Source organism: Trinickia diaoshuihuensis, assembly GCF_003390925.1.
GTDB classification, from domain to species: Bacteria; Pseudomonadota; Gammaproteobacteria; order Burkholderiales; family Burkholderiaceae; genus Trinickia; species Trinickia diaoshuihuensis.
The window spans coordinates 41,775-57,014 of record NZ_QUBS01000084.1 but is presented as its reverse complement, the minus strand read 5'-3'; the positions used below and the strand labels follow the sequence as shown (position 1 = coordinate 57,014).

The window sequence follows — 15,240 nt, the reverse complement described above, 5'->3', positions numbered from 1 at the left end:
TATTGCCGGGCTATCGGCGGATATGTTTCGATGGACAAGATCAAGCAGCGACACACAATTAACTGGCCGTTGAACGAGCCAAGAGCGCGCCACCATCTGACCGGCATGACAAACGCGCCGCCGGCGGAGCGTTTGGCTCATTCAGGGACCTTAGTAGTCAGGCACTTTTCGACGGGGCGATCCGATGACGACGCAAGCCGACAAACTCACGCGGCCGACCGGGGCGGTTCGAGCCGGCGTGGACGCGTTGCTGGCATTCACGCGCAATACGCGGGACCGCTTGGTTCGTCGCGCCGCCGCAAGCGGCGCCGGCGAGCTCGCCCGGGCAGTACGCAGACGACTGAGATGTCTCGGACCCGACGCGTTATTCCTCTGGATCAATCATCGGCGCCGCGTAGGCCGCTTCCCCAACTTGCGCAACCCGGTCACCTACAACGACTACATTTTGCGCCGCTGCCTGCACCCCGAGCCGCATTGGACGACGCTCGCCGATAAGCTCGCCGTGCGCGAGTACGCGAAGAGCAAGATCGGGGAGCAGTATCTCGTGCCGCTGATCGCGGTGCCCGAGACGTTCACCCGCGAGGTATTCGAGGCGCTCCCCGATGCGTTCGTCATGAAGGCGAACCACGGATGCGGGTTCGTCGAAATCGTGCGCGACAAATCGAACACGTCGTATGAGGCCTTGCGCCGCCTGGCCGATCGTTGGCTCGCAACGAACTACTACTGCCAGGCCCGGGAACGCCATTACCGCACGATCAAGCCGCGTCTGTATTTTGAAACGCTGCTGCTCGAGGCCGACGGGCGCGTGCCCGCCGACGTGAAGATGAATATGTTCGGCAACGGGCCCGACGGCCCGATCATCCTCACGGGCGTCGTCGCCGACCGGTTCGGGAACGTACGCGGCGATGTCTTCGATGCCAACTGGAATCGCGTCGACCTCTCGCTCGGCCACTTCCCGCGCAGCGCCACCGACGTGCCGCGGCCAGAGAATTGGCAAGAGATCATCGATGTCGCCACGCGCCTCGCAGAGGGTCTCGGTTACGTACGGGTCGATCTGTACAACATCGCCGGGCATATCTACTTCGGCGAACTGACCTTCACGCCCGGCGCCGGTGTGTTCGCGTTCCACCCCGATCGCATCGACTACGAATGGGGCGCATTGCTCAAACGGATTGAACAGCCGGCGAATTGAACGGCGGCAATCCGGGCGTCCGTCCACGTCATCGGCGAAAAAAACGCCATTGGCGGATTAGTCGGGATCGAATCGATGAAAAACGCATAATCATCGTCTTCAATTTCCACGAGCCAGACTTATCGGCCATTTTTCAAGACGCAATCGCCAATTAAGCGCGGCAATAATTCGTGCAGGCAACGCATATGCAAACAGGGAATGCGGACCTAGCCGTGTTATTAATGGCGCGGCAAATATCGGTGGCGCACACCGCCTCGGGCCGAGAAAAAGGCCTGACAGGGCCACCGCACAAGGCCCCAGCTCGTCGCGGCCGGCTGCCGTCAGAGGTATCGCCAGCCAGCCGTTTTCCTGCCGGCGAGATTCCACGGACTCACTCGAGTCTCATGCGGAAAGCTTATTCACCCCCGCGACAAAAACGACGCACCCTCATTTAAGCCGTGGATAATTTGGCCATTTGGGCGGCTTTTTCGGTCAAACGGTATTAAGCGTCTTTCTGCTCAGTTATCCTGCGTCCGTCGTAGGAAAGGAAGCCCAATAAAAACCAACCGCGCTGCATGATCCAAAGTTCGAGGGTGACGTTATGACGCCTGTCAGCGAAATCAATAACCTATTGCACGTGGGCGTCAACACGCTGAGTCATGAGCGACGAGGCCGCGGCGAGATCCATCCGGCGCTGGCCGCGCCCGCCGCGCATCCGACGACGCGCCGGATCGGCATCGTGCTGTCCGAGGGCTTCTCGCTGCTTCGCGTGGGTGCGATCACGGAAGTATTCCAACTCGCCAACGAACATACGCTCGCGCACTCGCTGCACGACATGAGCGGGGTGACCTACGACGTCAGAATGCTTTCGCCGCTGGGCGGGAGCCTGCAATCGTCGTCCTCTGCCCGTATGCTGACCGAATGCTTCCAGTTCGAGCAGCGCGACCGCTTCGACGCCTTGTTCCTACTGGCCGGACGCGCGTTGGACTCCGGCTTGTACGCGCAGTTGCTGGCCGGCGGAAGCCGCCGCGGCCCGGGCGATGCACCCGGTTTACGCGGCGGCTGGGCCGCGCCCGGCACCGAACGCACGCACGAAACCTGCGTCGTCGATAACGGCGCCGACGCGGTGCGCAGCGCGCTCAATCTAGTCAAACGCGATCTAGGCAACGAGCTCGCACAGCAGATCAGCGAGCGCGTGCTGCCGAGCACCAAGGCGAAAGTCGATCTACTTTTGCGCGACATCGGTCATAAAACGATCGAGGAAAAAGTACGGGCGGCGGCGCTATGGCTCGACGAAAACTGCACCCGGCCGATCACCGTCGCCGACGGCGTGCAAGTGGCGATGATGAGTAGCCGCAGCTTCTCGCGGCACTTCAAGCTTCAACTCGGCGTCACGCCGTCCGAATTCCTGCTGCGCGCCCGGCTCGATCTCGTGTGCCGCATGCTGACCGAGACCGACTTGCCCGTCGAAAAAATCGCGCGGCGCTGCGGGATCGGCAACGGCGATCGCCTGGGCAAAATCTTCCGCAAGACGCTGCGCATCTCGCCGACCGAATACCGGGCGCGCAGCCGCATGCCGCCCGAAGCACAGCAGCACGACGCCGTCCGCCAGATCGCGCGCGAGTGCCCTATCTGATTCGCGCCGCACACCGGCATCCCATTCGCCGTCAATCATCATTTGGAGTCGAAAAACGTGGACCGACCGCTTGAACCCTCGCACCAGCCTTCGTCGGAGCCGGGAGCCGGCAGGTACGTTTTTAGACCGGCACCCGCGTTTCCCGCCTACGAGCCTGCCCGCAACGAGCTCGACATGGGCCCGTTCTGGGACTTGCTGCACGCGAACCGCACGATGATCGTCGTATTGACGGTCGTCATGACGCTGCTTGGCCTTGCCTACGCGGTGTTCGCGCAGCCGACGTTCCAATCCAGCCTGCTCTTGCAGGTGGAGGACAACCCGAACGCGTCGACGAGTCTGCTCGAGAACGTGCAGCAAATGTTCGATCAGAAATCGGCGACCTCCGACCAGATCGAGATTTTCAACTCGCGTCTCGTGTTATCGCGCGTCGTCGAGAAGTACCACCTAAACGTTCGGGCCGAGCCGCGCTACTTCCCGATGATCGGACGGTGGGTCGCCGAGCGCAGGCGCCATGCACACGACCTGTCGCTCTCCAATCCGGGGCTGCTCGGCTGGGGCGGCTTCGTATGGGGCGCGGAACGGGCCGAGTTGGGCTCGTTCGAAATGCCGGCCGAGTTCTACGGCAGGCGGTTCAAACTCGTCGCCGGAGACGGCGGGCGCTACCGGCTGCTCGGATCGTTCAGCGACATCGACGTCGATATCGACGCGTCGGGCCGCCTCGGCGAACCGCTGAACATCGCCACCCCGTACGGGCCGATTCGGCTCGTGGTGACGTCGTTGGAGGCCCGTCCCGGCGCGGCGTTCAAGCTCTCGCGCGTGGCCGTCGTCACGGCGGTCGACGATCTGCAGCGTGCCATGGACGTCACGCAGCCGACCAAGGATTCGGATTTGATCCGCGCCTCGCTGCAGGGCTCGAACGCGCTGCAAGTCGCCAGCGTCTTGAACGACATCGGCGACGAGTACGTCGCACAGGATGCCGAGCGCCGGTCGGTGGAGGCTCAACGCTCCATCGAGTTCTTGAACCGCGAGTTGCCGCGCCTGAAGCATCAGCTCGAGGAGTCGGAGGACGCCTATAACGCGTTCCGCGCGCAGCATATGACGCTCGACCTAGGCACGCAGGACACGAACATCCTGCAGCAATCGGTCGACGCCCAAACGAAATTGGCCGAACTCGAGCAAAAGCGCAGCGAACTGTTGGCGACCTTCATGCCGCAGCATGCGTCGGTCGTGGCTGTGGACAGCCAAATCGCCACGCTGCGCGCGCGCGTCGCGCAAATCGAATCGCAAACGCGGCAGTTGCCGGAACTCGAGCAGATGCAAGTGCGGCTCCAGCGCGACGTGAAGGTCAACACCGAACTCTATACGGGCCTGCTCAATAACCTGCAGCAACTCGATTTGGCCCGCGCAAGCAAGGGCAACTCGCGCATCGTCGATCACGCGACGCCGGCTGATAAGCCCGTCAAACCGAAGCGTTGGCTCGTCCTCGCACTGTCGACGATCATCGGCTTGTGCGTCGGCGTCGCGATCGCATGGGTGCGTCAGCGCCTGTTCGGCGGTATCACCCAACCGCGCGAAATCGAAGCGGCGTCTGGCCTGCCGGTGCTCGCGAGCGTGCTGTTCAGCAGCGAACAAGCACGGCTCGACAAGCGCCGCGCGAAACTCGGAGGCGTGAGGCTCCTCGCGCACGCCCAGCGCGATTCGCTCACCGTCGAGAGCCTACGCAGCCTGCGCTCCGCGCTGCGCACCACGCTGCCCGATGCGCACAACAACGTCGTGTTGATCTCGGGCGCCGAGCCTAACGTCGGCAAGTCGTTTACGAGCGCCAACCTCGCCGCGGTGCTCGCCGCGTCGAATCAACGCGTGCTGCTGATCGACGGCGATTTGCGTCGGGGCGATCTGGGCCGGCACTTCAACGTCTCGGCGGCGCCCGGGCTCTCGGAGCTCATCGGCGGCGAGGCCAAGCTCGAACAAGTCGTGCACCGCGACGTGCTGCCCAAACTCGATCTGATCACGCGCGGCAGCATTCCGCCGAATCCGTCGGAACTGCTGCTAAGCCCGCCGCTCGGCGACCTCGTGCGCGCCGCGAGCGCGAACTACGACGTCGTCATCATCGATTCGCCGGCGGCGCTGCCGGTCGACGATGCGGCGACGCTCGGTCAGCATGCGGGCACGGCCCTGATCGTCGCGCGCCACCGCGTCACGACGGCGGGTCGGCTCGCCGAGGCCACCAAGCGTCTCACGCAGGCAGGCGTGTTGCTCAAGGGCGTCGTGCTCAACGGTTTTCATCCGAGCACCGGGCTGCATGGGTACCGCTACCGGTCCCACTACACGCCGCACAAGGGCAGTGTCCCGCAGCAAGTGCTGGTCGAAGCGTTGCCGCCCGAGGTACGTAAATGACCCGGCACGTTGCCGTCGCAGTCGCCATTGCCGTAGCCGCGCTTTCAACGGCATGCGTGACGAGTACCTCCGATGCGTCGAGCGGTGACGTACTCGAATTGCACGTCTCGGCGGAGCGAACGAACGCGCAAGAAGCAAAGCTCGCCGCTGCGCACACGCCCAACTCGGCACAGGCCGGGCCCGGCTCGGGCGACGCTTCGCCCGCCGCGCCGATGTCGCTGCGCGACGCCCTCGCCCTGCTTGCTCGCGACAAGGCGCGCGCGGGCCCGGACGTCGGCCGCGTCAATATCGATCTCGGTCCCGGCACCTACCGCCTGGCCGCTGCGCTGACCGTCGCATTGGGCCCGGGCTGGCGCGGCACCCCGATCGCATTGCGCGGGCCCCGCGATGCGCGTGCGGTGATTTCCGGCGCGCAACTCCTGCACGGCTGGGCGCCGGTGCGCGATCCGGCCGTGCTCGGCCGATTGCCCGCGGCGGCGCGCGGCGCGGTGCGCGTCGCCGATTTGGCCGCCAACGGCATCACGCTGCCCGCCGCGTTCGCGCCGTACGGCTTCGCGATCCCCGTGCAGCCGGCCGAGTTCGAACTGTTCTATCGCGACCGGCCGCTCACGCTCGCGCGGTGGCCGCAGCAAGGTTACGCCACGATCGGCACCGTGCCCGATGGGGCAAACGGCACCCGCTTCACGGTCGCAGGCGTCAATGCGGCACGCTGGAGCGGCGACGCCAATCTGCGCGCGATGGGCTATTGGGCGCGCGACTGGGCCGACGAAACGCTTGCCGTCAGCGCCGTCGATCCCACGAGCGGCGCGCTCACGCTCTCCAGCGCGCCGCGCATGGGCATCAAGGCCGGACAGCGTGTCTTCATCGAAAACGCACTATCCGAATTAAATGCCCCCGGCGAGTACTACGTGGATCGCCGGGCGGGACGCGTGTACGTCTGGCCGCCGGCGCCCGGCGCCGAAAACGACATCGAAGCCTCGGTCACCGACACGCTCCTGCGGATGGACAACGCCAGCGGTGTCGAAGTGAGCGATGTCACGTTCGATATGTCGCGCGGCGATGCCGTGACGTTGCAAGGCGGCAGCAATCTCTCGTTCCAGCGCGTCGGGATCGAGAACACCGGCGCGCGCGCGCTCGTCTCGAGCGCGGTCAACAGCCGCTTCGCCGGCTTGCTCGTGGAACGGACGGGCCAAGGCGGCGTATCGATCACGGCCGGCGACCAAAACCATCTCACGCCGGGCAACGTCGTCTTATCCGACAGCACCTTCAACGATTACGCACGGCTCGCCCGCTCCTATCGCCCGGCCGTCAGCATCACCGGCGTCGGCGACCGCATCGAGCACAGCGTCATCCACGACGGCCCGCACGCCGCCATCATCTTCACGGGCAACGACCATCGGATCGAGGGCAATACGATCTACAGCGTCGTGAAGGAATCGAGCGACGCCGGCGCGATCTACACGGGGCGCGATTGGACCGCGCGCGGCACCGTCATCGACAACAACTTCCTGCGCGATATCGGCTCGCCCGACCGGCCGCACGCGACGATGGGCATCTATCTCGATGACCAGGCGAGCGGCATCACGATCCGCAGCAACGTCTTCGCGCGCGTCAATCAGGCCGTGTTCGTCGGCGGCGGGCGCGACAACGTCGTCGAGGACAACTTGTTCGTGGACTGTGCGCCCGCCGTCCACGTCGATGCGCGCGGGCTCACCTGGCAAAAGGCCGAGGTCGCGAATCCGCGCAGCCAGTTGCGCAGCATGCTCGCGAACCGGCGCGTCGATGCGCCGCCGTATTCGACGCGCTACCCGGCGCTGGCGCGGGTCATGCAAGATGCCCCCGGCGCGCCCAAGGGCACCGTGCTCGCACGCAACGCCATCATCGGCGGACTGCGCTTCGACATCGAGAGCGCAGCCCGGCCGTACGTCGACGAGCAGCAAACGTTCGGCTCGGCGGACGTGCGCTTCGCGCAGTCGATGCCCAACGGTGCGCGCAGTACGCTGGAATCGTTGACGCTCTCGCCGAGTTCACCGGCATTGTCGAGCGGCTTCGAGCCGTCGGCGCGTATCGCGCCGATGCGGAGTGCTCGATGACGCGTAAGGAACCCTCGGTAGGCGCCAACGCGCGCTGGCTCGGCGCTGCCCAGGTCGCGAAGATACTGGTGCAGTTGGTCGGCATCGGCATCTTGTCGCGGCTGCTCGGCCCCGCCGACTTCGGCATGATGGCGCTCGCCACGGTCGTGACGAGCTTGGCCGGGCTGCTGCGCGACATGGGCACGGGGCCCGCGATCATTCGCGCACGCAAGCTCGATCACGCGATGGTCGATGCGATTTTCTGGCTCAATCTGAGCGTCGCCACCGTCGTTGCGCTGATCGTCGTCGCCACCGCCGTGCCCCTCGCACGCGCGTTCGACGCCGCGCCGTTGGCCCATCTTCTCTACGGGCTCGCGCTGACGTTTCCCATCATGAGCTTCGGTGCCGCGCATCAAGCGCTGCTCGAGCGCGAGTCGCGCTTTCGCATCACGGCGCGGGCGGACGTGGTCTCGTATACGAGCGGCATGGTTGCGGCCGTCGTCGCCGCGCACGCCGGTCTCGGCGCGCTGAGTCTCGTGCTGCAGGCGATCGTGCAGGCCTGCCTCTCGTCGGTGCAGTTGTTCCTCGCTTCGCCTTGGCGCCCGTCGCTGCATTGCGACACCACGCACTTGAAACGGATCTTCGCGTTCTCGTCGAATTTGACGCTGTCCAATCTCGTCATGTATCTGCAGCGCAACTGCGATTCGGTCATCGTCGGCCGGATGCTGGGGGCCGCCGCGCTCGGCCCCTATTCCCTCGCCTTTCGCATCATGTTGTATCCGCTGCAGAACGTTTCGCTCGTCGCATCGAAGTCGCTCTACCCCGTGCTCGCCATGCAGCAAGGCGAGCCGCAGCGGCTCGCCGCCACTTGGCTGTCCAGCACCTCGTTCGTCGGCTTGCTGACCGCCACCTTGATGGGCGGACTCATGGCGCTGCGCGTGCCGTTCGTCGCCGTCGCGCTGGGCCCTCGTTGGGCCGAGGTCGGGCAATTGCTGTTGTGGCTCGCGCCGGTCGGCTTCGTCCAATCCGTACTGAGTACCGCGCCCGCGGCGTTCATCGTCAAAGGCCGCACCGGTTCGCTGCTGTGGATCAATTTCGGCAACACGGCCGTGCACATCGCGTGTTGGCTCGTCGGCGCCCATTGGGGGCTACGAGGCATCGCGGCCGGCTATCTGGTCGCGACGTTGACGACGGCGCCGTTCTACCTCGCCTGCGTCGCGCGCCTGCTCGCGCTCAAACGCATGGCCCTGCTGCGCGCGGTCGGCGCGCCGGTCCTGCTCGGCACGGGCGTCTTCGTATGCGCATTCGCCGCGGACTCGATGCTGGCCGACACCGAATTGCCGCCGCTCGCGCGGCTCGTGATCGCGGGCGGCGTCGGCGCGCTCTACGGCCTGTGGCATCTAAGCCGCTTTCACCCGACCCAGTGCGGCTCCCTGCTGCGTACGCTGCGGCTGCGCGTACCGCGCGGCGAGCCCACCTTGTGAGCCGCCGAGCGGCATCCTGACCGGAGGTTACCGATGCAAACCCCTCGTGACGAGCACAGGCGCGCAGCCATCCAGAGCCTGCCGCCGCTCGGCTCGCAACCGCTCGTTTCCACCATCATTCCCACCTTCAAGCGCGCCGATATGCTACCGCGCGCCGTGCGCAGCGTGCTTGCGCAGCGCTATTCGAACGTGGAAGTGCTCGTCGTGGACGACAACACCGACGAGCAGGAACAAAGGCGCGTGCGCGAGGTACTCGAACCGTTCGGCCCGCGCGTGAGACTGCTGCGCAATGCGCGCGCGAAAGGCGCGTGCGGCGCGCGCAATACGGGAATCATGAGTGCGCGCGGCGAGTTGATCGGCTTTCTCGATGACGACGATCGCTGGTTGCCCGAGAAACTGACCGAACAAGTGCGGCTGCTCACGCAAGACGTCTGCATCGGCGCGCTGTGCTCGTATATCGAGATCGACTTCGTCTTCGGACACGCGGTCAGTTGCCGCGGCTTCGAACCGGTTCTCACGCGCGAGATGGCGCTCTCCGGCGTCTGCCCGACCTCGACGAGCCTCGCGCTCGTACGCCGCGACGTGCTGATCGAGGCGGGCCTGTTCGACGAAAACCTGCCGAGCTTTCAAGACTACGACATGTGGCTGCGCTGTCTCGAGTATGGGCAGTTGCGCTATGTGCAAACGCCGCTCGTCGAGTTCGTACAACACAGCGGCGACCGGACCAGCGTCAACATCGAGCGACGCCTCAAGGGCCTGGCCGCTTTCGAGCGCAAATGGGGCGACGCGATGTCCGCCTTTCAGGACTTCGAGGCGTTCCGCCGGCGCATGCACGTGGACGCGTTGATCGCAAACGGACGCGCGGCGCTCAGCTATGGACACCGCGCGGCCGTCACGCATTTCGCCCGCGCGGCGTGGCGCGACCGGGCCTCCACGCGCAGCTTGTTCTGGCTCGCGATCGGTTTGCTCGGCCCGCGCGCGGGACGGGGATTCTATCGTTGGCTGCAGCAAGTACGTCGTGTGGAAACCTTGCGGCCGGACGAGCTCGACGCCGAATCGGCAGCACGGAGCCTGCAGTCATGAACGCGCTGCGTGCCCTGCGCGCCGCGTGGCGCGGCAATCGCTTCGCGCACGGCTTGATCTTGCTGCTGCCGACGATCCAATACGGCGCCAACTACTTCGTCTCGGTGGCTGCGGTTCTCTTCGCGATGACAGCGTGGAACACCCGTTTGCGGCTCGTTCCGCTACCAAGCGCGATGGTGCTCATCGCCACGGGCGCGAGCCTCGCGTATTGCGCCATCGGGTTGCCGGACGAGCCGAACTTGTTGCGTGAGGCGCGCTTCGCCGCCGGGCTGCTCTTTCTGTTCGCGGCGCTCTGGGGCACGCCCCGGCATGCCGCCCAGCGTTTCGATGGCCGTTTTGCATTGGCGATGCTGATCGCGCTGTTTTTTGTTACCGCCGTGCAGTGGGTTGCCGCCAAAAAAGGCATCGCGCTGTTTCCGCCGCAGCGATGGTTCATCACATCGAACGATCAGGCGCTCGCAAGCGCCTGGGTCGAGCATGCGCGCGAGCACGGCTACGAGTGGAAGATCCGCCCCGCCGCCGCCTTCTCCGAGCCTTCGTACCTCGGCTTCATGACCTTGCTGCTGCAGTTCGTGTGTCTGCATACGCTGCGCCCGAAGCTGCGCTGGCTCGCGCTTGCCGTCGCGGTGACCACATCGGCGTTGGCGCAAACGTATTTCGGCCTCACCACCAACCTCATCATCTTCGCGGCGTTCCACGCCCCGCGCATTCCGAAGTCGTTCGCGATCGCACTCGCCGTGCTGGCGCTCAGCGCCGGCTTGCTCGCCACGGTAACCGGCGCGCTGCCGTCCTCGGTGGCCAAGAGCACCGGACGGATCGAGCGCATCGTCTCGGGCGAGGATGAATCGGTCGCGATTCGTTTGGTCCAGCCGTTCGAGTTACTCGGTCAGGTGTTGACCGATGCGCCGTTCGGCGTGCCGATCACCGCGGCCGAGTCGTACTTCGTGCGGCACCGGATGATCGTGCCGTTTCAGGACCAGCCGTTTCAAAACGGCGTGTTCAACTTTTTGATGTCGTACGGCTGGCTCGCGCTGCCCCTCTTATGGATGCTATGGCGGGCGGCAGGCGGTGGGGCGAACGGGTTATTCGTACTCTTCGTGCTCGCGCAAAACGGCGCAGAACTCGATTTCGACAAGCTCGTCGTGATCGTCTTCGCGCTCCAGATCGCGCGTTACCGCCGCTATCGCGCGGCGGCGCCCCAGCAATACTCATCGAGGCACCCATCGGCCGCGCCCGTTTTTCCCGTACCCGGCCCGGCGCGTCCCCCGCTTCCCATTCCGGAGATCTGACTTGGCTCGCCAATTCTTTTTCGCACCGATCATGCTGCCGCATTACAACGAGCGGCAACGGCAGCGATTTCTCGTGGGGGCGGCCGCCCATAAAGTCGTCGGGATGGTGGCCGGCATGCGCGCGCACGCGCGCCGCGCGGTGATCGTCAGTTCACCGATCGTCACGGCAAGCCGCGACCGCAAGTTCTTCGACGGCTTCACCTGCCGCGATGCCGGCCTGCCCTGCGCCTATTTGCCCGCCATCAGCTTACGCGGCCTGAACCGCGTCTTCGCGGCCTTGTGCTACTTGCGCTTCGCATGGCGGCACGTAAAGCGCGAGGACGTCGCCGTCCTGTACAACTACTTCCCCGAATACATTCCGGTCGCCGCTTGGCTGCGCTTATGGCTCGGGCGCGATCGCGTATTGCTCGACATCGAGGACGGCCCCCGGTCCGATGAAAGGGATTTGCGCGGGTTCGTCACGCGCGCCAGCCTCGTCGTGCTCAAACGGCTTTGCAGCCGGCGCGCGATCGTCGTCTCGCGCGAGCTCGCGCAATCGCTCGCGATCCGCGACGCCTGCGTCGTGAACGGCGTCTGCGCCCCGCAGCCGACAGCGCCGCGCGCGTTCGGCGCGACCATCACGTTCCTCTTCGGCGGCACGATCGAAACCGGGACCGGCTTGTACCTCTTTGCCGAGGGCGTACGCCGGTTCGCCAAGCTCTACGCCCATCTGGCGCCGCGCGCGCGCTTCGTCGTCAGCGGCTTCGGCGGCGGGCAAACGCTCGCGACGCTCGCAAGCGACGTTGCCGCTTCGGGCGTACGGGTCGAGCTTCACCAAGACATCGGGCCGCGCGAATATCGGCAACTGCTGGCGCAAGCCGATGTCGGGTTGTCGCTACGGCTACCCGGTACCGAATTGGCGACCACGACCTTTCCGTCGAAGGTCGTCGAATTCGCGAGCCAAGGCTTGCTCGTGCTGAGCACCGACGTCAGCGACGTCAGCCTGCTGTTCGACGAAGAGAGCGCCGCGTTGCTGGACGAAGCCACGCCCGATGCGCTCGCGCACCGGATCGCCTCGATCGTCGAAAACCCCGATGCGCACCGGCGCATCGCCGAGCAGGGACAGCGCGTCATCGCGGCCAGTTGCGGACGCCGCGAAGTGGGCGCACGCCTGATCGAATTCATCGAGGCCGTGGCCGACACCGCGCCGCGCGCGAGACCCGCCATCGCGCCGGCCGGGCGCGATGTAGGCGCCGCCGTAGCCGCCACCGAGCATGCCCCGCTTGCACCCGCCGTCACGGAAAACGAATGATGCCTCTTCGCGTGCTGCACGTCGTACGATCGTTGGACCCACGCGCCGGCGGCGTTGCCGAGGCGGTGGTGCAACTCGTCAATCATATGCTGCCCTATGGCTGCGTCGGCGAAGTCGCTTCGCTCGACGGGCCGGACACGCCCGTGAGCGAGCGACTGCTGGGTGCGGTTCATCGGCTGGGCCCCGCGCGAGGGACGTACGGGCTGAGCATGGACGCCATGCGGTGGATGCGCGAACACGCGGGCGAATACGATGCGATCGTCGTGCACGGCATTTGGCAATTCCACTCGATTGCGGCCCGCTACGGCGCGGGCCGCTCAGGTACCCCGCTCTTCGTGTTCCCGCACGGCATGCTCGATCCGTGGTTTCAGCGCACCTACCCGCGCAAGCACGTGAAGAAGCTCGCCTATTGGGCGCTCGCGGAACGATGGGTGTTCCGGCGCGCACGCGCCGTGCTGTTCACCTGTCGCACCGAATTGGAGCTGGCGCGCGAACCGTTTCTGGACCGCCGCATGCCGCTCGAAGTAACGGGTTTCGGCATTGCGCCGCCACCCGACGACCCTTCCGGCGGCGCGGCGTTTTTCGAAGCGTACCCGGCCTTGCGCGGCAAACGGATCTTGCTGTTTCTCTCGCGGATTCACGAGAAGAAGGGTTGCGATCTGCTGATCGAAGCCTTCGCGCAGGTGGCCGGGCGTCATCCGGACGTACGGCTCGTGATCGCGGGGCCCGGCGACGACGCGACGGTCGACGCGCTCGAGCGGCTGGCCGATGCGCGCGGAATCGGCGCGCAAGTCGTATGGACCGGAATGCTGAGCGGCGCCGTCAAGTGGGCCGCGCTGCGGGCGGCCGAAGTGTTCGTGCTGCCCTCCCACCAGGAAAACTTCGGCATCGCGGTCGTCGAAGCGTTGGCGTCGGCCACGCCCGTCATCATCACCGATTGCGTCAATATCTGGCGCGAAGTCGCGGCCTCGGGCGCCGGGATGGTCGTCAAGGACACGCTGGAAGGCGTCGGCGCCGGCATCGCGACATGGTGCGACACGAAGGGGCCGGCCGAGATCGCCGAGATGCGCGGGCGGGCGCTCGATTGCTACCACCGCGAGTTTCGGATTGAAGGCGCGGCGCGCAAGCTCGTGAAACTGATCGCCGGCAACACGGCCGCGCCGGGCGAGTATCGCGCGACGTTCGCGCCGCCGGCCAAACGCTAGTTCGGTTCGTGCCCCGCGTCGAGACACTCGCGCGGGCGCACGGCGACCGCCGGGTACCCGTAGCAGACCATACGCGGCGGCAGATCGCGCAATACCGTACTGCGCGCGCCCACCACGGCGCCCTCGCCGATCGTGACGCCCGGTGCGACGAAGACGTCGGTCGCGACCCACGCTTGCGCGCCAATCCTGACGGCTCGTCCCCGAATCGGGAAGTTGCGGCGCCGATAGTCGTGATCGCCTGCGCAAATGTACGAGCGCTGCGATACGACGGCATGCGCCCCGATCTCGATCGGACCGAGACTATAGAGCGTCACGTCGTCGCCGACCCAAGCATGCTCGCCGATCGACACTTTCCATGGATAGGTGATCCGCGCGCTGGGCCGGATGATCGCACCGTCGCCGACGCGGGCGCCGAACCAGCGCAGCAATGCGCGCCGCCAGCCATACAACACTTGCGGCGAGGGCCGAAAGAGCAGCGCATCGGCGATCCACCAAAGTTGCACGTACCAGCCGGGCTTGCCGCGGAAATCAGCGGGCACCTCGAACGCCGATAGATCTTGCATGCGCGGCGCCGGATAATCGGCATCCGGCGGCGTATCGCGCGGGCTCGGCGACGCGGCGGAACGCGCGACGCTCATGCGGCTACCTGTTGCTGCTGAGACTCGAGAAACCACGCATAGGTCGACGCAAGGCCCGATTTCAAATCGATCTTGGGCTGCCAGCCGAGCGACATCATGCGTGCGCTGCTCATCAACTTGCGCGGGGTGCCGTCCGGTTTGCTCAAGTCCTGTTCGATGCGCCCCTCGAAGCCGACGACGCTCGCGATCAATTCCGCCAATTCGCGCACCGTGACATCGTCGCCGTACCCGACGTTCAGATGCGAGCAGCGCTCCGTGGCCACGCTGTAATAGCGCTCGCGCGGCACGTTCATCGCGATCACGCAGGCCTCTGCCAAATCGTCGACATGCAAGAACTCGCGCCGCGCCTGCCCGCTGCCCCACAGCACCGTGCTTGCGGCCCCGCTCAGTTTGGCTTCGTGAAAGCGCCGGATCAGCGCGGGAATCACGTGGCTATCGAGCGGATGGAAGTTGTCGCCGGGACCGTAGAGGTTGGTCGGCATGACGCTGCGGTAGTCCACCCCGTACTGCCGGTTGTACGACTCGCATAGCTTGATCGCGGCGATTTTGGCGATCGCGTACGGCTCGTTGGTCGGCTCGAGTTCACCCGTGAGGAGCGAGTCCTCGACGATCGGCTGCGGCGCGAATTTCGGGTAGATGCACGAGGAGCCGAGCGCGAGCAAGCGTTCGACGCCCGCCTCCCAGGCCGCGTGAATGACGTTCGCCTCGATCATCAGATTGCGATAGATGAACTCGGCGGGATAGGTGTCGTTGGCGCGAATACCCCCGACGCGCGCGGCGGCCAGGTACACCTGGTCGATGCGCTCGTCGGCGAAAAACGCACGCACCGCCGCTTGGTCGGTCAGATCGAGTTCGGACGATGCGCGCACTACCAATTCGACGTGCGGCTCGGCCGCAAGCCGGCGGGCGATCGCCGAGCCCACCATCCCGCGATGGCCGGCGACGAAGATTCGCGTCTTGCTCGTCGTCATTCG

The 15,240-nt window shown here is 65.7% G+C and carries 11 protein-coding genes; 9 read left to right on the top strand and 2 right to left on the bottom strand.

All coding sequences use genetic code 11. The features are described from left to right. The first annotated feature begins 184 nt into the window (after positions 1-184). From DXT59_RS22235 to DXT59_RS22195, 9 genes are all read left to right on the top strand, one after another. On the top strand, positions 185-1,192 hold the full coding sequence (locus tag DXT59_RS22235) for an ATP-grasp fold amidoligase family protein (RefSeq protein ID WP_116139187.1): 1,008 nt from the start codon (positions 185-187) through the stop codon (positions 1,190-1,192). Between the two features lie 580 nt (positions 1,193-1,772). Further along, the gene (locus DXT59_RS22230) at positions 1,773-2,807 is read left to right on the top strand and encodes a helix-turn-helix domain-containing protein (protein WP_116139185.1); all 1,035 of its coding nucleotides are present in this window, start codon (positions 1,773-1,775) and stop codon (positions 2,805-2,807) included. Between the two features lie 57 nt (positions 2,808-2,864). Beyond that, entirely contained in the window at positions 2,865-5,204 is a 2,340-nt protein-coding gene (locus DXT59_RS22225; protein ID WP_162878194.1) for a polysaccharide biosynthesis tyrosine autokinase, read from the top strand. After that, on the top strand, positions 5,201-7,297 hold the full coding sequence (locus tag DXT59_RS22220; RefSeq protein WP_116139181.1) for a right-handed parallel beta-helix repeat-containing protein: 2,097 nt from the start codon (positions 5,201-5,203) through the stop codon (positions 7,295-7,297). Before DXT59_RS22225 ends, DXT59_RS22220 begins: the two co-directional genes overlap by 4 nt. Next, the gene (locus tag DXT59_RS22215) at positions 7,294-8,760 is read left to right on the top strand and encodes a lipopolysaccharide biosynthesis protein (protein WP_116139179.1); all 1,467 of its coding nucleotides are present in this window, start codon (positions 7,294-7,296) and stop codon (positions 8,758-8,760) included. Before DXT59_RS22220 ends, DXT59_RS22215 begins: the two co-directional genes overlap by 4 nt. Before the next feature lie 33 nt (positions 8,761-8,793). Continuing rightward, positions 8,794-9,843: a glycosyltransferase family 2 protein gene (locus DXT59_RS22210; RefSeq protein WP_116139177.1), complete on the top strand. Its 1,050-nt coding sequence runs from the start codon at positions 8,794-8,796 to the stop codon at positions 9,841-9,843. Continuing rightward, positions 9,840-11,132, top strand: a complete 1,293-nt coding sequence (locus tag DXT59_RS22205) for an NUDIX hydrolase (protein WP_116139175.1) — start codon at positions 9,840-9,842, stop codon at positions 11,130-11,132. The genes DXT59_RS22210 and DXT59_RS22205 overlap by 4 nt, the downstream gene beginning before the upstream one ends. A 1-nt stretch (position 11,133) precedes the next feature. Further along, positions 11,134-12,423, top strand: a complete 1,290-nt coding sequence (locus tag DXT59_RS22200; protein WP_162878193.1) for a glycosyltransferase family protein — start codon at positions 11,134-11,136, stop codon at positions 12,421-12,423. Beyond that, positions 12,420-13,628, top strand: coding sequence for a glycosyltransferase (locus tag DXT59_RS22195; protein ID WP_116139171.1), 1,209 nt, complete (start codon positions 12,420-12,422; stop codon positions 13,626-13,628). Before DXT59_RS22200 ends, DXT59_RS22195 begins: the two co-directional genes overlap by 4 nt. Here DXT59_RS22195 and DXT59_RS22190 read toward each other — a convergent pair. Next, a complete protein-coding gene (locus tag DXT59_RS22190; protein ID WP_420823417.1) occupies positions 13,625-14,266 on the bottom strand; it encodes a putative colanic acid biosynthesis acetyltransferase in 642 nt (213 codons plus the stop codon). The two genes, DXT59_RS22195 and DXT59_RS22190, sit on opposite strands and share 4 nt — an antisense overlap. Further along, positions 14,263-15,237 carry a GDP-L-fucose synthase gene (fcl, locus tag DXT59_RS22185; RefSeq protein ID WP_116139169.1) on the bottom strand — a complete coding sequence of 325 codons (975 nt, stop codon included), beginning with the start codon at positions 15,235-15,237 and terminating at the stop codon, positions 14,263-14,265. Before fcl ends, DXT59_RS22190 begins: the two co-directional genes overlap by 4 nt. Positions 15,238-15,240: the final 3 nt, after the last annotated feature.

Bases quoted from the DNA above. Each gene is read 5' to 3' on its own strand.
- DXT59_RS22195 (WP_116139171.1), top strand. From the start codon at position 12,420: ATGATGCCTCTTCGCGTGCTGCACGTCGTACGATCGTTGGACCCACGC.
- DXT59_RS22205 (WP_116139175.1), top strand. From the start codon at position 9,840: ATGAACGCGCTGCGTGCCCTGCGCGCCGCGTGGCGCGGCAATCGCTTC.
- DXT59_RS22210 (WP_116139177.1), top strand. From the start codon at position 8,794: ATGCAAACCCCTCGTGACGAGCACAGGCGCGCAGCCATCCAGAGCCTG.
- DXT59_RS22230 (WP_116139185.1), top strand. From the start codon at position 1,773: ATGACGCCTGTCAGCGAAATCAATAACCTATTGCACGTGGGCGTCAAC.
- fcl (WP_116139169.1), bottom strand. From the start codon at position 15,237: ATGACGACGAGCAAGACGCGAATCTTCGTCGCCGGCCATCGCGGGATG.
- DXT59_RS22220 (WP_116139181.1), top strand. From the start codon at position 5,201: ATGACCCGGCACGTTGCCGTCGCAGTCGCCATTGCCGTAGCCGCGCTT.
- DXT59_RS22215 (WP_116139179.1), top strand. From the start codon at position 7,294: ATGACGCGTAAGGAACCCTCGGTAGGCGCCAACGCGCGCTGGCTCGGC.
- DXT59_RS22190 (WP_420823417.1), bottom strand. From the start codon at position 14,266: ATGAGCGTCGCGCGTTCCGCCGCGTCGCCGAGCCCGCGCGATACGCCG.
- DXT59_RS22235 (WP_116139187.1), top strand. From the start codon at position 185: ATGACGACGCAAGCCGACAAACTCACGCGGCCGACCGGGGCGGTTCGA.